The 22,861-nt window shown below is 61.2% G+C and carries 16 protein-coding genes; 9 read left to right on the top strand and 7 right to left on the bottom strand.

Annotated features, from left to right (window positions below; all coding sequences use genetic code 11):
- Nucleotides 1–20 precede the first annotated feature (20 nt).
- On the top strand, nucleotides 21–1,490 hold the full coding sequence (locus tag ABHM97_RS08375) for a sensor histidine kinase (protein ID WP_235520600.1): 1,470 nt from the start codon (nucleotides 21–23) through the stop codon (nucleotides 1,488–1,490).
- 169 nt (nucleotides 1,491–1,659) lie between these two features.
- On the opposite strand, the gene ABHM97_RS08380 is transcribed toward ABHM97_RS08375, so the two are convergent.
- Nucleotides 1,660–1,908, bottom strand: a complete 249-nt coding sequence (locus ABHM97_RS08380; protein ID WP_003804966.1) for a WhiB family transcriptional regulator — start codon at nucleotides 1,906–1,908, stop codon at nucleotides 1,660–1,662.
- A 240-nt stretch (nucleotides 1,909–2,148) separates the two neighbouring features.
- Here ABHM97_RS08380 and ABHM97_RS08385 point away from each other — a divergent pair, with 240 nt between their 5' ends.
- Nucleotides 2,149–2,649, top strand: a complete 501-nt coding sequence (locus ABHM97_RS08385; RefSeq protein WP_349470304.1) for a hypothetical protein — start codon at nucleotides 2,149–2,151, stop codon at nucleotides 2,647–2,649.
- A gap of 25 nt (nucleotides 2,650–2,674) precedes the next feature.
- Here ABHM97_RS08385 and ABHM97_RS08390 read toward each other — a convergent pair whose 3' ends face one another.
- Nucleotides 2,675–6,808 carry a type VII secretion EssC family protein gene (locus ABHM97_RS08390; RefSeq protein WP_349470305.1) on the bottom strand — a complete coding sequence of 1,378 codons (4,134 nt, stop codon included), beginning with the start codon at nucleotides 6,806–6,808 and terminating at the stop codon, nucleotides 2,675–2,677.
- A 169-nt stretch (nucleotides 6,809–6,977) separates the two neighbouring features.
- On the opposite strand from ABHM97_RS08390, the gene ABHM97_RS08395 reads away from it, so the two are divergent.
- The 7 genes from ABHM97_RS08395 (at nucleotide 6,978) to ABHM97_RS08425 (ending at nucleotide 14,631) form a co-directional block, all read left to right on the top strand.
- Nucleotides 6,978–7,595, top strand: coding sequence for an acyltransferase (locus ABHM97_RS08395; RefSeq protein WP_211714185.1), 618 nt, complete (start codon nucleotides 6,978–6,980; stop codon nucleotides 7,593–7,595).
- Nucleotides 7,592–8,683 carry a DegT/DnrJ/EryC1/StrS family aminotransferase gene (locus ABHM97_RS08400; protein ID WP_235520596.1) on the top strand — a complete coding sequence of 364 codons (1,092 nt, stop codon included), beginning with the start codon at nucleotides 7,592–7,594 and terminating at the stop codon, nucleotides 8,681–8,683. The genes ABHM97_RS08395 and ABHM97_RS08400 overlap by 4 nt, the downstream gene beginning before the upstream one ends.
- A complete protein-coding gene (locus tag ABHM97_RS08405) occupies nucleotides 8,683–9,669 on the top strand; it encodes a Gfo/Idh/MocA family oxidoreductase (protein ID WP_235520595.1) in 987 nt (328 codons plus the stop codon). The genes ABHM97_RS08400 and ABHM97_RS08405 overlap by 1 nt, the downstream gene beginning before the upstream one ends.
- 185 nt (nucleotides 9,670–9,854) lie before the next feature.
- Nucleotides 9,855–11,039 carry a UDP-galactopyranose mutase gene (gene glf / locus ABHM97_RS08410; protein WP_235520594.1) on the top strand — a complete coding sequence of 395 codons (1,185 nt, stop codon included), beginning with the start codon at nucleotides 9,855–9,857 and terminating at the stop codon, nucleotides 11,037–11,039.
- Nucleotides 11,036–13,042 carry a glycosyltransferase gene (locus ABHM97_RS08415; protein ID WP_235520593.1) on the top strand — a complete coding sequence of 669 codons (2,007 nt, stop codon included), beginning with the start codon at nucleotides 11,036–11,038 and terminating at the stop codon, nucleotides 13,040–13,042. The genes glf and ABHM97_RS08415 overlap by 4 nt, the downstream gene beginning before the upstream one ends.
- Before the next feature lie 2 nt (nucleotides 13,043–13,044).
- The gene (locus tag ABHM97_RS08420; protein ID WP_235520592.1) at nucleotides 13,045–13,902 is read left to right on the top strand and encodes an ABC transporter permease; all 858 of its coding nucleotides are present in this window, start codon (nucleotides 13,045–13,047) and stop codon (nucleotides 13,900–13,902) included.
- Nucleotides 13,903–14,631, top strand: coding sequence for an ABC transporter ATP-binding protein (locus tag ABHM97_RS08425; RefSeq protein WP_257369193.1), 729 nt, complete (start codon nucleotides 13,903–13,905; stop codon nucleotides 14,629–14,631).
- A gap of 194 nt (nucleotides 14,632–14,825) precedes the next feature.
- Here ABHM97_RS08425 and ABHM97_RS08430 read toward each other — a convergent pair whose 3' ends face one another.
- The 5 genes from ABHM97_RS08430 to ABHM97_RS08450 all read right to left on the bottom strand — a co-directional run bounded on the left by ABHM97_RS08430 (nucleotide 14,826) and on the right by ABHM97_RS08450 (nucleotide 22,820).
- Entirely contained in the window at nucleotides 14,826–17,069 is a 2,244-nt protein-coding gene (locus ABHM97_RS08430; protein WP_349470307.1) for a hypothetical protein, read from the bottom strand.
- Between the two features lie 110 nt (nucleotides 17,070–17,179).
- A complete protein-coding gene (locus ABHM97_RS08435; protein WP_257369191.1) occupies nucleotides 17,180–18,211 on the bottom strand; it encodes a lysylphosphatidylglycerol synthase domain-containing protein in 1,032 nt (343 codons plus the stop codon).
- A complete protein-coding gene (locus ABHM97_RS08440; protein WP_257369190.1) occupies nucleotides 18,208–18,963 on the bottom strand; it encodes a glycosyltransferase in 756 nt (251 codons plus the stop codon). Before ABHM97_RS08440 ends, ABHM97_RS08435 begins: the two co-directional genes overlap by 4 nt.
- A gap of 237 nt (nucleotides 18,964–19,200) precedes the next feature.
- Nucleotides 19,201–22,293: a chitobiase/beta-hexosaminidase C-terminal domain-containing protein gene (locus ABHM97_RS08445; RefSeq protein ID WP_349470533.1), complete on the bottom strand. Its 3,093-nt coding sequence runs from the start codon at nucleotides 22,291–22,293 to the stop codon at nucleotides 19,201–19,203.
- The gene (locus tag ABHM97_RS08450) at nucleotides 22,293–22,820 is read right to left on the bottom strand and encodes a hypothetical protein (RefSeq protein WP_235520587.1); all 528 of its coding nucleotides are present in this window, start codon (nucleotides 22,818–22,820) and stop codon (nucleotides 22,293–22,295) included. The genes ABHM97_RS08445 and ABHM97_RS08450 overlap by 1 nt, the downstream gene beginning before the upstream one ends.
- Nucleotides 22,821–22,861: the final 41 nt, after the last annotated feature.

Below are 22,861 nucleotides of genomic sequence, written 5' to 3' on the forward strand. Positions count from 1 at the left end.
GCGTCGCAAATGGAGGTGCAGTGGCAATCTTTACAGACCCCATCAGGGAACACGCTGATTTCGGGCCTGGAGATGCCGAATGGCTGCACCTCCTCGTCGGTGACTGGCAGATGGTCGCCGACCTGGCTTTCGCGGACCTTGCGTTGTGGTTCCCGCACCCGGAGCTCGGCTATATCGCCCTCGCCCACGTGCGTCCGTCGACATCGCATACGGTGTTCCATGCGGACTTCGTGGGTGAGGGCATCCGCTCCGACCTCCGCCCATTGGTGGACAAGGCGTGGAACAGCCGATCGATCGAACGGTCCAGTGAAACCAGCTGGAGCAGCGAGATGGCTTTGCGCGTGGAAGCCGTTCCCATGGTGCGCAACGGCCGCACACTGGCCGTTGTCACTTCGCACATGGACCTGTCCAGTTCGCGGATGCCGTCCCGGCTGGAACTGACTTATCGCCAGTGCGCGTACGACCTCCTACGGATGGGAACGCTCGGGTTATGGCCCGACTTTGCCTCACCGACGGGATCCCGCCGAGGGGCGCCCCGTGTTGGTGACGGGCTTATCCGTCTCGATGCCGACGGAGTCGTGCAGTATGCCAGTCCCAACGGAGTGTCCGCCTTCCGCCGTCTCGGCGAAGTCGAATCGCTGGAGGGACGCTCGCTCGCCGAAGTGACTGCCGGTCTGCTGAAAGATCGCCGCATGGTGGACGAAACCCTGCCATTGGTGGTTACGGGCAGGATGCCCTGGCGCAGTGAAATCGAGTCCCGGGGCGTGAGCCTGTCTCTTCGGGCCATTCCCTTGCGCGACGAGCAGCATCGATTCGGTGCCCTCGTTCTCTGCCGTGACGTTTCCGAACTTCGCCGGCGGGAGATGGAACTCGTTACCAAGGATGCCACCATCCGGGAGATACACCACCGGGTGAAGAACAACCTGCAGACTGTGGCTGCGCTGCTGCGCATGCAGTCCCGCCGTATGGTCAGTGACGAAGCCAAGCAGGGCCTGGAACAGGCCATGCGGCGCGTAGCCACCATTGCACTGGTCCACGAGACACTTTCGCAGGGTTTGACGCAGAGCGTCGACTTCGATGAGCTCATTGGACGGCAGTTCCGGTTGTCGGCCGAGGTTGCCTCCCCCTCCCAGCAGGTACGCACAGAGCGTTCCGGGCTGTTCGGTGAATTGCCCAGCGACTTCGCCACTCCGTTGGCTTTGGTCATCAACGAACTCGTCACCAATGCCGTGGAGCACGGGCTCGAGGGGCGGACTGGAACCGTATGGTTGTTGGCGGACAGGGCCGACGGGGACGGGAACGACGAATTCCTGACGGTCACCATCGCAGATGATGGCGTTGGATTGCCGGACGGGCAGTACACAGAAGGCCTGGGCCTTCAGATTGTCCGCACGCTGGTGACCAGTGAGCTCGGGGGATCGATCCAGTGGAGGCCGCGTGACGGCGGCGGGACCGCCGTCGAAATCGTCCTGAACCTTGCCCGGTCCTAGGGTCCGGAGGGCACCAACCCGAGTAAACCCGGGCTTGAGTAACCCGGCCCCGGGGGAGACGTAGCGGCCCAGCTGGGCTGAAAGCGTCGCAGCGCGTTAAAGTCGCAGCGCGTTAAAACAGAAGGCCGCGGACCCCTGGGGTCCGCGGCCTTCTTGCTGGGTTCTATGCCTAGGAAGCGCGACGTGCGCGAGCTGCCCGGCGCTTGAGTGCGCGGCGCTCGTCTTCGCTCATGCCGCCCCAGACGCCGGCGTCCTGTCCGGATTCCAAGGCCCACTGCAGGCAGGTATCAACCACCGGGCAACGACGGCAAACGCTTTTGGCTTCTTCTATCTGGAGAAGTGCTGGTCCGGTATTGCCGACTGGGAAGAAGAGCTCCGGGTCCTTGTCGAGGCAGGCTGCGCGATTACGCCAATCCATGCTGATCAGTCACTCCATTCGTGAGAACTAGTAGGGCCCCTTTTGTGAAAACATTCACGAGAGGCTCCAAAGGAAAGGGGCCCGCATGGGCCCCCTTGGTCGTCTGAGTCAAGCGTTTCATGTTAACGCCTTGTAAACAAGGGGTGTTAGCGGACCAAATGCCCGGAATCCGTGAGCGATGCATCACATCAGCGGCCGGTGCCCTCACTGCTAGATGACTATGTCCGGTAGTGTGCCAGTGTGTCAAGACCTCCAGTTAACCCCAGCCAATCCACGCCCGAACCCGACGGAAAAGACGGGCCCGGGACACCGACGCCCGGCACGACCGGGGCACCCGGACGCACTCCGCGACCGCTCGGCGTCGCAGTCATTTCCTTGGTTGTCGTACTGGAAGCACTGGCTCTCCTGGGCGCCGCTGCCTGGTACGCTTTCGAGCTGCTTACCGGTGCGCCTGTGCTGACGTTCTGGGGTGCGATTTTTACCCTGGGGTTGCTCTTGGCTTTTTCTGCGTGGCTGTTTGCCGTAGGCCACTTCCTGTTCCGGGGTTACCGGTGGACCCGTGCGGCCGCGTTGGTGGCACAGTTGTTCGTCCTCACCATCGGATTCCCCACCATGACCGGCGGTTTGGTGCTGCCAGGTTTGGCGATGATCATCCCCGCGCTCGCGGCGATAGTGTTCTTGTTCCAAAAGGACGTCATCGCTTACGCATCACGGACCGGCGGCACTTCAGCGGCACTATAGGCCGCTCCGTCCTCGTCATCAGACGTCAAAGGGCTGCCAGGGCTCCTTGATATGGAGTCACCTCTTTTCCTTGGATAACGAAACCCCTGCCTGGGCGTGCGGCGCCAACATCGTCGAGCCTTACTCCAAAGAGTTCACCGTCATGCGGTGTTGACGGGGCCAAGACCACTCCGGTGCCAAAGGACCGCACGTCGCCGGCCAGAGGCAAGTGATGCACGAGTGCCGGTCCCGTCGTGGCTGTAAGCACGATTCCCCGGACTCTACCTGTCAGTGCGGTGAGCGCATGGCGGCCCTCGGCATTCATGGCGTCCGCGTCGTCCACCAGCAGGATGCTGTTGGGATCCAAGGCGCCGGCTTCTGCCTGGTCGGCGATGGAAGCCCAAAACGAACCTGTATCGCCGGCTCCGTCAGGGTATACCCACGGCGCCAGTGGGTTAAGTTGCCGGAGGCCCGCCAGCGCGGAGCTCTTGCCGGAGCAGCGCCCACCCAAAATGGCGCTGACGCCCCGTTCCGGAAGAGGGAGGGCAACCGGAATGGCCTCATCGCCCCCAACGCCCAACCACAGGGGCGCTCGTGCATCTCCATCTGGGGAGAACTGATCCGAGCCCCGGGGGAGCGGAGCCGTGGTGCAGGCTGCGGGCACAACAGCTCTTTGCCGCACTTCTTCCAGGCACCGAAAGAACTCCTCGGCGCTAAGCGTGTCAGGAAGTGGCCTGATCCGAAAAGGCGGTTCGGAATTCTCCAGGTCCTTGAAGGGCCATGCGCCGGACCCTGGAGCTTCCCGGAACTGTGCAACGTTGGAGTGGCCGTCAATGAAATTACCGGTGACCACAGCCCGACCAGCGACGTCTTCGATCTCGGGAAGCCGCGGCCAATGGAAACGCGCTTCCTCCGTGGACCCGCTGGGAAAGTACGCCCGATTGGGGACTGCGGCGAAGAAGCGCGAACTGACGAGCTCTCTCTCACCTGAGATCAGCACAGAGATGCCGAGGGGCGTGCCGTCGCGGACGATGTCGTGCAATGCCGCCTCTACCCATCCAAAAATCCCGTTCCGCATGGCGTTGGACCACGAGCACCACCCCGTCACGATCAGTACAAGTGGAGTGCCGGATCGTGAGGCATTCCGGGGGTCGCGTCGAACATCCAACTCCGCTGCAAGGCGCTTGACGATTCGCGCCGCGAGGGACAATTGATGCAGCCCCGCCCGGCCCCCGAGGAGTTGCTGTTGGGCCACGTCTTCCAACAGACCGATGGCGTCAAGGACGTAGAGGTGAGGTTGTGGATGGGCTGTGGCCAGCATGGCGGCCACTGCCCTGAAGGAGGTCATCACGCCACTGGATGTGCTGCCGATCATAGCCAGATGTCCATGTTGGGCAGGAATCCATATCAAGGGTTCGACGACTTGCTGGGCCGGCACATCCACCAGCGCGAAGGGTCCAACGCGCCATGATGAGACTGTTGTGGAGTCTTCGCCTTGGGCCTGTCCGGGGGCGGGGAGACTGTGGTTCCAGGCTATGGAATCGGGCAGCGGGTCGGCTATAGGAGAGCGCGGATGCAGTCCGCCCATGGCCTGCCAGAGTTCAGGGAGAGTGGACGCTATGGTGGCCGTCCCGGCGCTCGCCTGGTCGCTGCGCGCATCGGGCCCGGCGTCGGCGGCAGCGCGTTGCAATATGGCCTGGGCAGCGGGCTTGACGAGGACCTGCCCGTAGGCGGACCCGGATCCGGAAGACGCCGTTGCGGAAGGCACGTCCAGTGATGCTGTCTGGAATTCTTCGGCGTCACCTGAGGCCCTGGCCAGAAACGCGCGTCCCGGACTCCCGACGTGGATGGAAGCCGCAGCCTTGTTGTTAATGATGTCCAAAGACTCTGCGTCGGATTGCACCCTCAGCGCAATGCTGGAGGTGACGTTGGCCCGGATGTCGGCCGTGAGGGCTCCGTGGGGTCTTTGCGTTGCCATCACCAAATGAATTCCCAAGGAACGCCCGATGGCTGCAATGCGCATGAGTTCTTGAAGAGCGCCGGGCGCTTGGTCCACGAGCATGCGGAACTCATCAATGACCAGAAGCAGGTGCGGTATGGGGGAGGGCTGCCGATCCGAACAGTGGTACTGACTCAGGTCTGACACTCCCGCCTCTGCAAGCGCTTGTTCCCTGCGGCTGATTTCGGCACGGAGTGAGACGAGTGCGCGGTCTAGATGATGCTTGGCGAGGTCGGTCAGCATCCCTACGCAATGCGGGAGGCTCGCGAGCGGACCCAAACCCGAACCACCCTTGAAATCGATGAACAAGAACGTTGCGTAGTCCGGTGAGTGGTTTAGGGCTATGGATGCTACCAAGGTTCGCAGCAGTTCCGACTTCCCGGAGCCCGTGGTCCCGGCAACCAGAAGGTGTGGGCCGTCGATCTTGAAATCGAAGGTCATGGGGCCAGCGCCGCCCTGGCCCAGCACGGCAGTAAGACCGGTTCGGCTTATGGGGTCGGCCCAGCGTCGCAGCAGCCTGCGCGGTCCGCCCTGATGCAAATCAGTAAACGAGCAGCTGTCGGGAATGGCGTCGCCGTCACCGGCCCCCTTGTTCCATGTCTCCAACGCCAAGAACCGGCAAAAAGCGTCAAAGACGTCCACGGGGATGAGGTCGGGGATGAAGTCCTGGTGGGAGCCTTCCACCCGAAGGACGCCAGCGGTACCGGATGACCCCAATTCAACAGTTGGCAGCAGTTGCGGCGCCGAGCCGGAGCAGTCAATGACCTGCCAGCCAACCCGGCGTGCGGCTGTCAGCACCGATGCTATGGATTCAGTACCGCTTCCGCCGGGATCATCGATGACAAAAAGCCTGCCAGGCGGAATGCCATGGCGGTTAAGGGCAGTGATGGCAGTCAGGTTACTGGCTGCCAGGGTGACGGTGCTGAGGAAACGGGCGGGCCAGGGCAGTCTTCTGATCGGTCCCAGCAGGATGATGGGTGTCTGGGACGAGCCTTGGAAACTGCCTAACTGCATCAGCACAAATCGGAGCAAGGCGTCCACATGGTCCTGGTGTCCACGAAGCCTCACCAGCGGGATCTTCGGATCCAATGTCACAGCGGCCGTCCCGATGGCAGGCGGACGGAAACGGGGATCGTGAGGCACCATGCGAACATTCGCCGTGGAATTCATCATGGTGCCGAGCCGCACCCAGGTGCCGTCGCCCGACGTCGGCTCCCCGTCCGCCGTCGGACTCTTTTCTGGCTGGCAAGGCCCAGCCGGATACTGAAGTTCCTGGCTGTCCGCTCCCATGGCCAGGGGTGGACGGTACTTTGCCATGACGATATCGGCGGCCGAGGGAGAGCACCGCCGGCGTCGGGCAATATCTTCCTGCACGGCGCGGGAAAGGGCCTGAAGCCGGTCCTTCCGCTCTTTTCGGCCAGTGAGAAGCGGGACCAGCAGGCTGACTGCGGAAAGTGCAGTAAATCCGAGATACATCCATGTGCCAGTGACAGCGACCAGGGTTACGCCGGCTATCAGCGGCAGTCCTGCTGCCAACGCCAAGGGCAGGCGGCGGGTTGTGGGTGATGCGTGCACCACGTCCAGGGGCTCTTCAACCGAGCATCCAGCGAAAGTAGATAACTGCGATACGGCACCTATGTCAGAGGAGATGCTGAAAGTCGAGTTGCCGCAGCGGATCGAGGATTCCGAGTTGATGGGGCTTCGCCGCGTTGCCTTCCCGCAGACATACAGGGGTGCAGCTCCTTCCATCTGGCTCACCACTACTGCCGTGCCGCTAACCTCCAATACGGCGTGCTCCCGTGACATCGCCGAATCCGGGATCTGGATATCGACCTGGCCGCGTCCGATCATGAACCGCCCGCGGCGGAGCCGGAAAACCGAGCCGGCGGCCGGGCCGGAGTGGGCCAGAAGTACCAACGGGACCGATCCGCCCTCCCGACTCCGGGGCTGCAGCGGAGGGCCGTCCACCAGGATGGCGCCGGAAACCAACGGGGGAATTCCCACGGTGAGAGCAGTTAATTCCTGTCCCTGAACAGTAAGAAGAGCAGTGCCATGGGCTTCAGCAATGAGGGATTGAACGTCGACACCGGACGTTCCAGCAGGCACTGCGATGGACAATTCCGTGGGCTCGGCATTCCGCTCCGCACCGGGGCTGCGGACCAGTGTGCACTCCAGGGGCATTGTGTTTCCTTTCGCAATGGACTGCTTCACCACCGACGATAGGCACTCGGCGATGGGAGTTCAGGACCCCTCATGGCCTATGTGGACAACAGGGCCAAGCCTGTTCCCCATGCCGGTGACTTGACGCCGTGGCATGGTGTCTCAGCTAAGATGAGTTTCGTTGTCGCGTGTGCTCAATGAGGAAGGACCTTCACCGGTGATAGTGGTTGCGGAGAGCGCCGATGTTTCAGACAAGGCTGTAATTGGTGATGGATCAAAGATTTGGCATCTGGCCCAAGTCCGCGAGCAGGCCGAACTTGGCGTCAATTGCATCGTAGGACGGGGTGCCTACATTGGCACCGGGGTCAAGATGGGGGACAACTGCAAAGTTCAGAACTATGCACTTGTCTATGAGCCCGCGGAACTGGAAGCCGGCGTTTTCATCGGCCCGGCCGTGGTGTTGACAAACGACACCTACCCCCGTGCCGTTGGCCCGGATGGGAGCCAGAAGAGTGCCCATGATTGGGAACCTGTGGGCGTCACGATTCGCGAAGGTGCGTCCATTGGCGCCCGCGCCGTGTGCGTCGCCCCGGTGACCATTGGACGATGGGCCACCGTGGCTGCCGGAGCAGTAGTAGCCAAAGACGTCCCGGACTTTGCGTTGATGGTCGGAGTTCCGGCCAAGCGCCATGGTTGGGTTGGCAAGGCCGGATTCCCGCTGAAGCGCAGCGGAGAGAACTGGGTGTGCCCCGAAACCGGCGCAACGTATGTTGAACAGAACGAGATTCTTCGAGAGGTAGAGGCATGAGCCCCGAATTCATTCCCCCCGCAAAGCCCATCATTGGCGAAGACGAGCGGAAGGCCGTAGACGCCGTGCTGGCTTCCGGCCAGCTCGCCCAGGGGTCGGAGGTGGCAACCTTCGAGCAGGAGTTCTCGCAGGTCCTCCTCGACGGCAGGGCAGCGGTGGCCGTTAACTCCGGCACCTCCGGTTTGCACCTTGGCCTCCTGGCTGCCGGTATCGGCGCCGGGGACGAAGTCATCGTTCCGTCCTTCACCTTTGCTGCCACCGCGAACTCCGTGGCATTGACCGGCGCGACGCCCGTCTTCGCCGACGTCGACCCGGACTACTACACGCTGGACCCCGCTTCGGTCGAGTCGAAGATCACGGATCGTACGGCTGCCATCATGCCTGTCCACCTCTACGGACACCCTTTCGATGTTGACGGCATTGGCGCACTCGCGGCAAAGCACGGCGTCAAGGTCTTCGAGGACGCTGCACAGGCCCACGGCGCGGCCGTCAACGGACGCAAGGTCGGTACGTTCGGCGACTTCGCAATGTTCAGCCTTTACCCCACCAAGAACATGACGTCCGGCGAAGGCGGCATGGTGAGCACGGGCCTGGCCGACGTCGAGCGCCGGCTTCGGCTTCTGCGTAACCAGGGCATGGAACGGCAGTACGAGAACGAACTGGTCGGCTTCAACTGCCGGATGACCAATATCCATGCTGCAATTGGTCGCGTGCAGTTGACCAAAGTCGAAGCCTGGACGAAGACACGCCAGGAAAATGCAGCCTTCTTCGACGCCAACATTGAGGGCGTCGTCACTCCCAAGGTTGCGGACGGCTACGAGCACGTCTACCACCAGTACACCATCCGCATCGCAGAGGACCGCGACGGCTTCGCGAAGGCACTCCGCGAGGAGTACAACGTGGGCTGTGGCGTCTATTACCCCATCCCTAACCACCGGCTCGCTCCGTTCCAGACCTCCGATGACCTGCCGGTTACCGAGGAAGCGGCGGCAAGCGTGCTTTCGCTCCCGGTTCACCCGTCGTTGAGCCAGGACGACCTTGACCGGATCGTTGCCGCGGTCAACGCCGTTGCAAAGGCAGGCAGCTAGTGGCGAATCTCCGCGCAGGCCTCATCGGATTGGGAATGATGGGGCGCCACCACGCCCGCGTCATCCGTGAACTCGAAGGCGTGGACCTGGTGGCCGTAGCGGATTCCTTCGGGGACCCGCACAACGTTGCCAATGGATTGACCGTCTGCGGCTCCGTGGATGAACTGATTGAGCAGGGCATTGACATGGCTGTCGCTGCTGTGCCAACGGTTCTTCACGAGGAAGTGGCACTGAAGCTCGCCGAGGCCGGCGTGCACTGCCTCGTCGAAAAGCCCATCGCGAATGACTCCGTTTCCGGCCGCAGGATCGCCGAAGCCTTCGACTCCCGTGGCTTGATTGGCGCGGTTGGTCACATCGAGCGGTTCAACCCGTCACTGCAAAGCCTTCGCGACAGGTTGGGCAACGGAGACCTCGGCGAGGTTTACCAGATTTCCACTCGGCGCCAGGGGCCGTTCCCCTCGCGCATTGCAGATGTGGGGGTGGTTAAGGACCTGGCCACGCATGACATCGACCTCACGGCATGGCTTGCGCAAAGCAACTTCGTCAACGTCATGGCGCACACCACGTCCAGGAGCGGTCGGCAGCACGAGGACATGGTCACGGCCATTGGCCACCTGAAGAGCGGGGTTGTCACCAACCACATCGTGAACTGGCTGTCTCCCATGAAGGAACGGACCACGGTTGTCCTGGGTGAGCGTGGTGCTTATATCGCCGACACGATTTCTGCTGACCTGACATTCATCGAGAACGGAACGTTCCAGACGGACTGGGACTCTGTCGCGGCATTCCGTGGGGTCTCGGAAGGCTCATCCACGCGTTTCGCATTGGCCAAGCGTGAGCCGTTGAAGATGGAGCACGAGGCTTTCCGGGACGCTGTCCTCGGAAAGTCGATGAACATTGTCACAATGGCCGAAGGCCTTGAGACGCTCCGGGTTGCAGAGGCCGTACTTGAATCGGCCGATTCAGGCTCCGTGATCGCGCTTTAGTACCAAGTTTCACGCAAGGATGGACGGGAGGCTGGCCCAGTGCCAGGCCTCCCGTTTGCTTTTTCGACCCATGGGAAGGGCTTCCGCGGCCGGCCCCCGAATCGGGGAACAATCGGAACGTCGGGTAGCCTTGACCAGTAGACGTGGGCATTTCTGTGCCCGCACGCCAATACACAGGAGAGTTTGTGAACGCTGATCTCGTCGTCGTCGGCTCGGGTTTCTTTGGCCTGACCATTGCAGAACGCGCCGCTACCGAGTTGGGGCTGAAGGTCGCGGTTCTTGATCGCCGCCACCATATTGGAGGAAACGCCTACAGCGAAAACGAAGAGAAGACTGGAATCGAGGTTCACCGCTACGGCGCGCACCTCTTCCACACTTCGAACGAACGCGTCTGGGAGTATGTGAACCGCTTTACGAAGTTCACCAGCTACCAGCACAAGGTTTACACCAACCACAAGGGTGAGGTGTACCCGATGCCCATCAACCTGGGCACCATCAACCAGTTCTTCCGTTCCGCGTTGAGCCCCTCGGAGGCGAAGGCGCTGATCGCAGAGCAGGCCGGAGAACTCGCGGGCACGGATCCCCAGAACCTGAACGACAAGGGCATCCAGCTGATCGGCCGTCCCCTGTATGAAGCTTTCATCAAGCACTACACCGGCAAGCAGTGGCAGACGGATCCCAAGGACCTGCCGGCAGAGATCATCTCGCGGCTTCCCGTGCGCTACAACTACGACAACCGGTACTTCAACGACACGTATGAGGGCCTCCCGGTTGACGGCTACACCGCTTGGATCGAACGCATGGCGGACCACCCCAATATTGAAGTCATCCTGAACGCGGACTTCTTCGACGACGGCGAGTACGGCCGGTCTGCGGTGCTGGGCCAGGTTCCGGTTATCTACACCGGCCCGGTTGACCGCTACTTTGACTACGCAGAAGGCGACCTGTCGTGGCGCACCATCGACCTTGAAGAAGAAGTGCTCCCGATCGAGGACTTCCAGGGTTGCGCTGTCATGAACTACCCCGACGCCGATGCCGCCTTCACCCGCATCCATGAGTTCCGCCATTTCCACCCGGAGCGGGACTACACCAAGGATGCCACTGTCATCATGCGCGAATTCTCCCGCTTTGCAGAAAAGGGCGACGAGCCGTACTACCCGGTGAACACCTCCGATGACCGCCAGAAGCTCCTGGCCTACCGCGACCTGGCCCGGGGCGAGAAGTCGGTCCTGTTTGGTGGCCGGCTCGGAACCTACAAGTACCTCGACATGCACATGGCCATCGGCTCGGCACTGTCCATGTTCGATAACAAGATCAAGCCGCACTTCACGGGTGGCGCCAAGCTTGAAAGCGGAGGAGTGGACGCATGACCGCTACTACCAACGAAAGCCAGGAGACTGCCATGACGGCTGAAAATGCCTCGGAAGCCTCAACGCAGGAGAGCCTGCGCATCGTTCAGCGGGTGATTTTCCCCGCCAACCGCGACCTCGACACGCTGCCCCTTTATGTCGACCCCGACACCAGCAAGGTGCAGAAGGACGACGGCGGCAGCAGCGCCGTCGTGCAGGCGGTCGGAATGGCCCGAAAGCTGCACCCGGAAGACATCCTGGATCGTGGCTCGGTGCAGGTGCGCCGTGGCGAGCGTCTGTCCTTCGGTTCCTACTTCAACGCCTTTCCTGCCAGCTACTGGAGGAAATGGACCATTGCCACGAAGACCGTCCTTCACCTCGAGACCGAGGGCGAAGGAACGGTCATCGTTTACCGCTCCAACGCCCGCGGAGCCTCTCAGCGCGTGGACTCGGTGCTTGTTGAGGGTTCGGCCAGCAACGATTTCGAATTGACGCTGGCACCCTTCGGAGACGGCGGCTGGTACTGGTTCGACCTGATTGCCGGTGGGGACGGCATGACGCTGAAGACCGCGCACTGGGCCGTGCCGGATGAAGGCCGCCCGCAGGGCCGGGTCACGCTCGGCGTGACCACCTTCAACCGCGCCGACTACTGCCTTGAAACCATCAAGTCGATCGACGCCGATGCGGGCCTGCGTGAAATCCTCGCTGAACTGATCATTGTGGACCAAGGCAACAAGAAGGTTGCCGACGAAGCCGGATTTGACGCCGTTGCAGAGTCCATGGGCGAACAGCTGCGGATCATCAACCAGGGAAACCTCGGTGGTTCAGGTGGCTTCGCCCGCAACATGTACGAGATGGTCGTCTCAGACAAGAGCGATTACGTCATGCTGCTCGATGACGACATTGAGCTGGAAACCGAAGGCGTTATGCGCGCGGTGGCCTTCGCCGACCTTTGCCGGAAGCCCACGATCGTGGGTGGCCACATGTTCGACATGTACAACAAGTCCGTGCTGCACGCCTACTCCGAAGTCGTGAACTTCTACCGTTTCCTCTGGGGTCCCGTGGAAGGACTGGGCAACCACGACTTCTCCGCCGCCGGGTTGCGGTCCACACCCCAGCTCCACCGGCGTTGGGACGCGGACTACAACGGTTGGTGGATGTGCTTGATCCCCAAGACCGTTGTGGAGACAATCGGCCTGTCGCTGCCGGTCTTCATCAAGTGGGACGACGCCGAATACTCCCTTCGTGGTCGCGCTGCCGGGTTCCCGACCGTGACCTTGCCGGGTGCTGCCGTTTGGCATGTCTCTTGGGCCGACAAGGACGACTCCGTCGACTGGCAGGCCTACTATCACGAGCGCAACCGCCTCATTGCCACGTTGCTGCATTCGCCGTTCCCGAAGGGTGGTCGCATTCTTCGCGAAAGCCTGAATGCCGACGTTAAGCACTTGGTCTCGATGCAGTACTACCCTGAGCAGGCTCGCATCATGGCGCTCAAGGATGTCCTGGCGGGGCCCGGCAACCTGCATCAGCAGTTGCCGACCACAATGCCTAAGCTGCGTGCCATGCGCGAGGAGTTCCCGGACTCACAGGTCAAGACTGACCCGGGTGCGTTCCCCGAGGTGTTCCGCAAGCGTCCGCCGAAGAAGCCGCAGTCCTACAAGCAGCCCGGTGCCCTTGGCTTGCTTCCTTGGGCCGTGAAGACGGTCCTGAAGCAGACCCTGGCTCCCGTCCGAGAGTCCGCGAAGGAAAACCCCGAAGCCCAGGTTGCCCACCAGGATGGCAAATGGTGGAGCTTGGCGCACTTGGACAGTGCAGTCGTCTCCAACGCCGACGGTACCGGTGCATCATGGCACCTTCGCGATCCGAAATTGGCCCGCCAACTTGTGGTCGAATCCGCCAAGTTGCACGCACAGCTTTTCTCGAACTGGGAAACGCTCCGGGCTCAATACCGCGAAGCCCTTCCGGAGATCACTTCGATGGAATCATGGCGGGAAACCTTTGAAGCGTCGGAGCCCAGCAAGTAGCGATGGCCAATTCCACTGATACATATGCTGTTCCGGGGGTAGGCGCCGGGCTTCTGGATGTCTACCGCCGGCGTTTCCTTCTGAAGCTGATCGTCCGCAAGGAACTTCGGGTCCGGTACCGCGGGTCCGTCCTTGGCTTGGCTTGGTCCTACGTCAAGCCATTGGTCCAGTACGTCGTGCTGTTCTTCGCTTTGGGAATTGTGTTGAGGGTCGGGGACCAGATCCCCAACTATGCGCTCTACATGTTCTCGGGCGTTATTGTCATCAACTTCTTCACCGAAGCCTTCTCCAACGCAACGCGTTCGATTGTGTCGAATGCAGCACTGGTCAAGAAGATATACCTTCCACGCGAGCTCTTCCCCGTGGCGTCCGTGTGGGTGGCCGCAGTCCACTTCCTGCCGCAACTGGTGGTGCTGCTTGCTGCTGCATTGCTGAACGGATGGCATCCTGACGTTATGCAGCTTTTCGGTGCCCTCCTGGGATTCGTCATTGTTGCGGTCACGGCCACTGGACTGGGTCTGCTGGCTGGAGCCATCAACGTCTTCTTCCGCGATGCGGAGAACATCGTTGACATGCTGATGATGGTCATTACCTGGACTTCGCCGGTGCTTTATGACTGGACCATGATCCGCCGATTGGCAGCACCGTGGGTCCTGTTCGTCTATCAGTTGAACCCGATTACGGTGGCTGTGGAACTGTTCCACTGGGCGTTCTGGTACCCCACCGTGGACCGGCCGGTGGAATTGCCACCGCATCTTCTGATCACGGGGTTCGTTGGTTTGGGCATGGCAGCACTGTTCCTGGTCATCGGCCAGCTCGTGTTCCGTCGGCTCGAGGGCCATTTTGCGCAGGAGGTTTAGTTGGGCGCCGCAGTAATCGTCAAAGGGTTGAAGAAAACCTTCAATCTTCGGCACTCGCACTCGCTGAAAGAGACCCTTGTTTGGCTCGTGAAGGGCCGCAAGGGAGACCTGACCAGGAAGTTCGATGCCCTGCACGATGTCAGCTTCGAAATCCAGCCGGGGGAGACCGTCGCTTTGCTGGGCTTCAACGGTTCAGGCAAGTCCACGCTGTTGAAGCTCATCTCGGGCGTTATCCTTCCCGATAAGGGTACGGTCCGGACCAAGGGCCGGGTTGCCGGTCTCATCGAGGTTGGCGCGGGATTCCACCCGGACTTGTCCGGGCGTGAAAATGTATTTCTCAATGCTGCAATCCTGGGTATGACGGAGCAGGAGATCAACGATAAGTTCGATGACATCGTGGCTTTCTCCGAGATTGAGCAGTTCATTGACACCGAAGTGAAGTTCTATTCATCGGGTATGTTCCTTCGGCTGGCCTTCGCAGTGGCTGTCCATACCCAGCCTGACATCTTCCTGGTGGACGAAATCCTGGCAGTCGGCGACGAACCCTTCCAGAAGAAGTGCCTGGCCAAAATCAAGCAACTCTCTGATGAAGGCCGTACCCTGGTTGTGGTTAGCCACGACCTGGACATGATTGCCCGCATCTGCGATCGCGGGGTGGTCCTTTCGGACGGAACCGTGCAGTTCGAGGGTCCAGCCCAGGAAGCCGTAGCCTGGCTGCGTGACCGCTGACGTATCGAATGTGATGTAGCCCGTTACCGGGTACTGGACAGGAAGGCCACCCATCTCCACGGAGAAGGGGGGCCTTCTCCGTGTTCCGGGACATGCGGGATACCCAAGTGAGCCGTCACCAGCGAGAAAAGGAGCGTCCATCCCGTGACGGGACGGACGCTCCTGGGCTGACTGGAACCGTCGTGCTTTGGGTCCTAGACAGTCACCTTCTGTGCGGTCTTCGGTGCTGTGGTCTCAGCTGCTGTGGTGTTCCGGCGTCGGCGAACATAATGGATGACGGTAAAGAGCAGAATCCCGAACCAGGCGAGAGCCTGCGCGGCGAGTCCTATGGTGAGTCCCGGCGTCGTGAATGTGATGTCGACTGACTTGGCTCCGGCTGGAACGTCGACCAGTATGACGCCTGCGGGTCCCTGGGTCAGCGTCTGCGGCTGGCCGTCAACCTTGACTGAGTAGCCGGGCCACGCGAGTCGGGCGAGCGTGAGTTGACCGGCGCTGCCAGAGCCGGACAGGGTGACCTTCTCATCAGTCCCATTCCGGACGGAGTCCTGCACGGATACGCCCTCAGATGCCCAGGAAACCGTTCCAGGGTAGGGGAGGGGCTTGTCCCGTCGCAGGATGGTCCGGGAGTCGTCAGAGGAAACGATCGACCATCCCGGTGCAACCTTAAGTTGATCAGGTGCTATGAGGGTCTTCTGCACCGCGACCGTTTCCACTTGCAGGACGTCTGCAAGTGTGGCGTCGATTTTGTCGGAGGCCGGTTTGAACAGCTCCGTATAGGCGAGCGGGCACGTCTCGCCACGGTAGTTCATGCACAGGGCGTTGACGTACGTGGTGAAGCTGATTCCGCTGTAGCGGCCCATGCTGTTGTTGACGTCAGCGTTGAGGATCTGGTTGCCATAAAGCAACTGGCCCCCGGTAAATTCCTTTCCAGTGATCTTCATGGTGTTGAAGATCTGGATGGTATTGCCCTTGTAGTCGCTGGTGGCATCCCGAAGCGTCTCGGCATCGACCGGCGATCCAATTCCTGCCACAGCGTTATTGGGGACAAACTGCCTGGACTGCATTCCAAGCGTTGCAATGGTTCCAATAACCAATACGGCCGCCAGGCCCTTGTATCCAAAGCGCCGCCAGCCAAAGATGGCCAGGCAGACCAGGCCCAGCGTGACAGCCAGCGTGAAGATCTGCCACTTGCCGCCACCGGGAACCATGGACCACGCCCGATACGTGCCGAAAGCGAGGATCGCCACGGTGATGAAAAGCCGCTTTTTCCAGGCAGTGGTCTTCAGTCCGGCAGAGGCGACCACTGCAACAAGGACGATGACACCGAGGTAGACGTATTCGATCAGGCGGATCGGCCAGCGGAAGACCAGCACCTGTGAAGGTGCAAAGGTCAGCAGGAAGTAGATACCGGTGATGACGTAGATGCTGAAGATCTGGCGGGACCGGCCGCGGAAGCTCCGGAAATCGAGCCATGGAAGCAGCGGAAGGACAAACCAGGCCAGGTAGCTGGACGGTACGTTGTCGATAGGCGCCCAGAAATTGTTGATACGGGGAGTCATCGAGGACGTGCTCATGGTCAGCAGCGACGACATATCCGGTGACAGGAAGAGGTCGTTCAGGATTTCGTTCTGCTGCCGCACGGTAACAGCGGAGCTCAAAGGCAGCGGGAAGTACACGAGGACCGCTGTCAGTCCTACCAGGGCGCCCACGATAACGATAGGGATGAGCCTGCGCCAGTGGCGCATCAGCATCAGCTCGACGGCCACGGCACCGAGGACCAGGATGACGCCGATCGCGCCGTAGGGGTTGCCGGCAGTCATGGTGAGGAAGCCCAGAAGGAAAGGCAGGAAGGGGGAGGTGTTGCGGCGTGCGTAGCGGCGAACCGACCACCAGAACACGGTGATCCATGCGAACGCCATCAGGCCTCCGGGCCAGCGGGCAGCCTCATAGAAGAGCGTGAATCCACTGAAGGGGATTGCAACGCCGGCGGCCAGTGCCAAGGGCCGGTTCGAGCCGTAGTCACGGGCGAGCATGTAGGTGCCAAAGGCCAGCAGTGCGATGAACTGGATGATGATGAAGTAGCTCGCCAGGGACAGGTTTTCGAAGTTCGAAACGATGACCGAGTTGACGATGTTCACCGGGTTGAAGATGCCGTAGCCGACTTCGGCCACGATGTTGCCGCCTACCCATCCACCGGGTTCCATTAAGGGGAAACGGCCGGAGCGGATCTCCTCGCCCATGTGGCGCCACAGGGGGAGGAAGGACTGCATCATGTCATCCCAGTAGTAGAACGTGGGATTGAAGAGCCTGGGAATGATGGAGGCAACGGCCGCTATCGCGGCGGTGACGATGCCCCAATGCCAATCGTGCTGCATAAAGTAGCGCCGGCTGGTTCGCGGTCGGCGCTGGGCAGTTGCCCCCGAGGTTCCTGAGGTCATGGTGGTACCTTGCTCCTTAGCACGGCATGTGTATGAAAGTTGGCTGACTGCCTTGGGCGGTCTGCGGGGCTTGCGTCCTTGAGGGCTGGTTGCCATTGCGGAACCGGCCGCTAGTTGGCGTTGTTGTCCGTTTGCTCGGCAGGGGCCTTGGCAAGAGTTGGGTGCCGCCAGCGGAAATGGATGTAGGCGATGCCCACACACAGCAGGTCGGCCACCGTGAACATGATCCGGGAGAGGGCTGCGATGGCCGTAGCCGCGCCTGCGCTCATCATTCCGGCCAGTGCCAGGATGAGGATCGCTTCCCTGGCCCCCACACCAGCCGGAAGCAGGAAGGCGAGCACCCCAAGGGTCATGCCCAAGGCCAGGGCACCGGTGAGTACAAGGAACGTGGCAAGGTCCAGCGTGGCCTCATGGCCCACCAGGATCCACAGATGGAGCCCGAAGCAGAGGTACATGAGGACACCGAGAATGAAAGCCTTCACCATGGTGTTGGCTTGAATCCGCTCGGGGAGAGGCGGGCGCCGGAAGACCCTAAGGACAGTGTTGACGAGGAAGGTTACGACATTGGGGTTCATGGCCAGGATGACCACCGGAAGGATCACGTACAGCCACTGCAGGTTGGGTTCCCGCTGGACAAGGATGGGAAGCGACGACGCGCCGACTACCAGGGCCGCACCAATGGTGATTCCGGTGCTGACCAGTGAGGCCACAAAGACCTGGGCTCGTGCAATCCCGTTCTTACGGCCCAATTCCATCTGCAGGACGAAGGCCCAGACAGATCCAGGAAGGTACTTGCCGATCTGCCCCACCAGGTAGATCTGGTTGAGGACCAGTCCCGGGGGTTCGATGTCCACGGACTTCAGGAGACTGCTCATCACTACCCGCCACATGTACATGCCGAGCAGGACTCCCGGGATGAGAGCGAGGAGGGACAGAAGGATCTGCCACCACTGCAGGGCGAATACTGTGGCCTGCACCTGCGGCCACTGGGTGGCGATGAAGTAGACAGCTGCCGCGAATACGAGGACGACCAAGGCCCGCCGGGCGAAGTCGACCAGCTTGGACTTGGCGCTCTTCGCCGGTGGCTGTTCCTGGTTCAGGTCGTTATCGTTCGAGGGCGTCTCGGCAATTGATCCTGTCATGACGCGTGGGTTCCTGTGCTGGGCGCGGCTGCAAATTCACGACGACGGCGGCGCATGGCCAGCAATCCCTTGAACATCTTGACGACGTCGGCAATGCGGATGGTGGTTTCGCTGGGATCGTCGTCGGGCGCCAGGGTGACGGGCACCTCGACGATTGTGAAACCCTGTTTCTCCGCTGCGTAGACAACCTGCGTGCTGAAAAGGAAGCCCGGATCGTCGAAGCGGTCGACCATGCTCCGCAACCAGTCGCCGTCGACAATCAACGTTCCCTGTGAATCGCCAACCCTGGACGCAAGGATGACCTGGCGCAGGGTCTTGAAACCGAAAGTGGTGAGTCCCCGCAGAGGACTGCGCTGGATGTTGGAGTCTTTGTGCGCCTTGGAACCGATGACGATATGGGGCTTCGGGTCCAGCTTCTTGTCTTCGTCGAGGTCGTCGGTTCCGAAAGGGAGGTCGTCCGCAGTGAGAAGCACCCGGCGGCCCGAACTGGCTTCGATGCCGGTCCTGAGGGCGTTGCCCATCCCCTTCTGGCTTTGGAGTACGTGGAAGGTGACGTGGGGAGTGTCAACAGCGTGCTGACGTGCAACCTCAAGTGTTTTGTCCGTGGATCCGTTTTCCACGATGATGATCTCGGAGGTGCCACTGGTCAAATAGCCGGTGAGACGGGCCATTGTTGCCGCCAATATCCGTTCTCCGTTGTAGACCGGGATCACAACGGAGAGGTCCGGTTGGCCTGCCTGGTCGAAAGTCAAGACTCTCCTCGGTAGTTCGTGCCGACGAGATTCTTATACGCCAGCCACAGCCCGCAACGCTGGCGTCACGAGGTCCTTGCAAACCCTCAGTCTAGTTCATCGCAGTATGCCTTCTGTGGACCGGAGGCCACTTTTGGCGCATTGAGGACACCGGGACAGCCACTGCGCAAACCAAAAGGGTGCACCGGATATTCTCCGGTGCACCCTTCCAAAGGGCAAGCTACCCCTGTTTCGGCTTTATGGGAGGGAAGTGAAACCCTGCCATCCTGTGCCTATCTGGCTCCAAGCCAGCCAGCCTCCACTGCCGTTCCCGGGATAGAGCCAAAGGTTGCCGCTGGCATCGCGGGCCATGACATCGGCCTTGCCGTTGCCGTTGAAGTCGCCGGGGCCAAGGAGTGCAGTCATGCCACCCCAACCGCTGCCGATTTGCGAGCGGGTACCCCAGCCAGCGGAGCCGTTGCCCGGGTATAGCCACAGGGCGCCCCCGGTGTCGCGGGCCAGTATGTCTGTCTTCCCGTCTCCGTTGAAATCTCCAGTGCTGAAGATCGCGTTCATGGTGTTCCACCCTGAACCCACTTGGGTCCGGCCGGAGCTGAACTGACCCAGGCCATCGCCCTTGTAGAGCCACAGAATGCCTGATGCATCCCTGGCGAGGACATCGGCTTTTCCGTCGCCGCTGAAGTCGCCAGGTGCCACGATCGACGTCATGCCGGTCCACCCGGAGCCAACCGCAACTGCAGGCTGCCAGCCACCCAGGCCATTGCCTTTGAAGAGCCAGAGCTGGCCTGCGGAGTCACGGGCCAGGACATCGCTGCGGCCGTCTCCGCTGAAGTCCCGGGTTGGAACCAGCAGGTTGTAGTTGTTCCAGCCTGTGCCGGTGTTGACCCTGGTCAGCCAGCCGCCAGTTCCGTTTCCGGGGTACAGCCACAGCGTGCCGGCGCTGTCCCGGGCAAGGACGTCATTCTTGCTGTCCGCGTTGAAGTCCTTCCACGTGTTCGCCGGTGCTGCGGGCACTGTGTAGGTCTGCGACGCTACGGCAGATTGGTTGCCTGCCGCGTCAACTGCGAAGTACTTCACTGTTGTGGTTGCGGTTGGAGTCAGGGTCACAGTCGTGATACCGCTCGGGCTTGTCAGGGTCGGGGTGGAATTGTCCGTCGAGTAGTAGATCTTGGCCCCGGTTTCCGTGGTCAACGTGATCTTCTGTCCGAGCGAAATGTTTCCACCCAGCGGACTGGGAGTGACAACAGGAGCAGTGCTGTCCAGTACGTAGGCTCGGGACTGAGGTGCCGAGGCATTGTTGGATGCGTCAACGGCGATGAAACTGACCGTCTTGGTACCCATCGCAATCGGACCTGCATATAGGGTGCTGGCTGTTGTCGGCGTGGTGCCGTTTTCCGTGTAGTAGATCTTGGCGCCCGCTTCGTTGGCCGTCAACGTTATCTTGGTGCCCGGACCATATGTTCCGGCCGCGGGATCGGCTGAAACCGTGGGTGGAGTGGTATCAGCAATGAAGACAGTGAAGTTGACGCCGGCGACTGTCGTATTGCCTGCAGCATCCCTGGCTTCTACCTCGAACCGGTTGGCACCGTTGGCGATATCAGCGTAGACCTTGGGTGAAGTGCACTCCGTGAAGGCGTTGGTGCCCAAACGGCAGCGGAATCCTGCGACGTCCGTGGAGTTCGACGAGAACATGAATTGGTACCCGGCTCCTACGGTGGCTCCACTTGCCGGAGCGGTGATGGCCACTTGTGGTGCCGTCAGGTCCGCTGTGACATTTATCGATGTAGCAGGGCTGACGTTACCTGCCGGGTCTGTGCTGCGGATCCGCAAGGTGTGAGCACCCTCGGTTGTCAGGCTGAAGGTGTCTCCGGGTACGCAGGTCTTGAAAGCACTATCCGCAGTTGAATCGACCGAGCAGGCCAGGGTTGTGCCAGTTTCGAAGGTTGCGCCCAGCACAGGCTTGCCGTTGACCACTTGCCCGCTGTTTGGCGCCGTGAAGACCGGAGGCGCCGGGGCGACCGTGTCCACCTTGAAGGTCCGTGACACCGGAACTCCTCCGGGGGCGGGCCGGACAGAGAAGGTCTGGGATCCGTTGGTCAGGGTTGCCGCCGTGTAAGTACCGCTGGTGCAGTCCGTCCACGCGCCGCCCATGGAGCATTCCAAGGCGCTGCCGGCGGGATCGGAACTCACTCCGAATGTTGGTGTGGTGTCATTCGTGAAGTCAGGGTTGGGCGCTTGTGTCCCATTCGCCTGGGTAGGCCCGGACGTGATCTTTGCTGTTACGCCGCCAAGAATACTGAGGCGTCCTTGGCCGGTGGCCGGTGCCGCGTTCAACTGACCGGGGTCATCCATGACCAGGAGCTGGCCGCCCCGCATCCCGAGTCCGCCGATTTTGCTGAAGCCCAAGGCCCACGAGTTGTCGACGACGCCGGTTGTCAGGTCAAGTTTCGATACCTTGTCCTTTCCGGCGTCAGCAGCCGTGGCCGCCGTTCCGGTACCGGCATAGATAACGTTGGCGTCGTAGTCATAATGGATGGACGACGCAATTCCCACGTTGTAGGAAGCCGCGGGCACATAGTTCGTCATATCCCCATCATCGGGGGCTGAGAAGGCCTTCATCCCGGTGGTTTCCAGGACATAGACGCTGACGTGGCCGTTGCTGTCCCGTCCCGCGGCTACCAGGCCCAGGGACTTTGTGGTCACCGATGCGATGGTCTCGATGCTGGGGTGCATGATGGTGGGATCGACGATCTTGATGATCGATCGTGCGTTCGCAAATGACAGGTAGATGTTGCCGTCGGGGCCATCGCTGACAGCGTTTGGGCGAACATCGCCATCAAGGATGGACAGGGTACTGCTGTACTCGAAAAGGTCCGACGGCGGATCCCAAACCGCCCTGACCAGGCGCGAACTCCCGGCCGCGGCGTCCGGGATGAACGCGGTCTCGTCGCCGCTTCCGACTGAGGAAGGGGTCGGATCCAGGACGACTGCGACTCCGGGCAACACTGGGCCTTTGCTGCCGCCTTGCGAGCTCCCGCCCAAGCATGTGCTCTTATCAATCGTGCCCGGCTGGCCGTTGGAGGGCTCAGACATCCGGCAGAAGCCGGCAACGCTGTCCGACACCCAAACGTGGCCGAGGGGGTCCAGTACGGACCCCGCGGACTTGGTCAGCCCGGTCCCAATGACCTGCCGTTGCTGGTCCGCGTGGGCGGGAGTGCTGGAAACCACTGCGGTCATTCCGGCTACGGCCAGGATCGAAGCAGCCCAGAAAGTGGTGACCTTGTGCGCCCGACGCCCCAGTCCGCCGTCGTTCTTCATCTGCCTGATCATCACGCCACTTCCTTCAGCCACTTTGTCAGGACTGCCGATTGCGGCGCCATGGGTGCCAGGGTCAGGGCGCCCTTGACGATCGGTACGCCGCCCAAGCCAAAAAGTGCTGTACTGATGGTTGGCGGGTTGCTTCGGGTGCATGCCTTGATGATTGCCAGGAGGATGTCGTTGCGCGACCCCGTGGCGCCGGCCGCGACGGCAACATTGACCGCTGCATTTTCTTCTGCGGTCAGGACCCACGGCTGAGGGCCGACGAATGTCACCACGACATCCGAGAATTTCTTGTATTGGGTGTTTGCCCATACTTCTTCGAGGCTGGACAGAATGATCAGCGGAAGTCCGTTTGGCCCACGGCACTCGAATTGATAGCGCTTTACGGGTTCGGGTCTTTCAACGCGAGGTTTGACGGCATCGCCGACATTAGTTACGCCGAGCTTGAATGGCTCAACATTTTCAACGACCTTGACCGAGCAGCCCGTAAGAACGAGACCGACTAGGCCAAGCTGGACGATAGCGCGTCTTGGCATGTCCACCGAGGGATCCCCACTTCATTCGGATGCTCCCCAGC

Origin of the sequence: Paenarthrobacter sp. CAP02, from assembly GCF_040137855.1 — a bacterium.
Taxonomy (GTDB): domain Bacteria; phylum Actinomycetota; class Actinomycetes; order Actinomycetales; family Micrococcaceae; genus Arthrobacter.

Coding starts and splice junctions, on each gene's coding strand:
- ABHM97_RS08380 (WP_003804966.1), bottom strand. CDS start 1,908: ATGGATTGGCGTAATCGCGCAGCCTGCCTCGACAAGGACCCGGAGCTC.
- ABHM97_RS08390 (WP_349470305.1), bottom strand. CDS start 6,808: ATGCCCCTGGAGTGCACACTGGTCCGCAGCCCCGGTGCGGAGCGGAAT.
- ABHM97_RS08400 (WP_235520596.1), top strand. CDS start 7,592: ATGAGCCCCGAATTCATTCCCCCCGCAAAGCCCATCATTGGCGAAGAC.
- ABHM97_RS08415 (WP_235520593.1), top strand. CDS start 11,036: ATGACCGCTACTACCAACGAAAGCCAGGAGACTGCCATGACGGCTGAA.
- ABHM97_RS08420 (WP_235520592.1), top strand. CDS start 13,045: ATGGCCAATTCCACTGATACATATGCTGTTCCGGGGGTAGGCGCCGGG.
- ABHM97_RS08430 (WP_349470307.1), bottom strand. CDS start 17,069: ATGACCTCAGGAACCTCGGGGGCAACTGCCCAGCGCCGACCGCGAACC.
- ABHM97_RS08435 (WP_257369191.1), bottom strand. CDS start 18,211: ATGACAGGATCAATTGCCGAGACGCCCTCGAACGATAACGACCTGAAC.
- ABHM97_RS08445 (WP_349470533.1), bottom strand. CDS start 22,293: ATGATCAGGCAGATGAAGAACGACGGCGGACTGGGGCGTCGGGCGCAC.
- ABHM97_RS08450 (WP_235520587.1), bottom strand. CDS start 22,820: ATGCCAAGACGCGCTATCGTCCAGCTTGGCCTAGTCGGTCTCGTTCTT.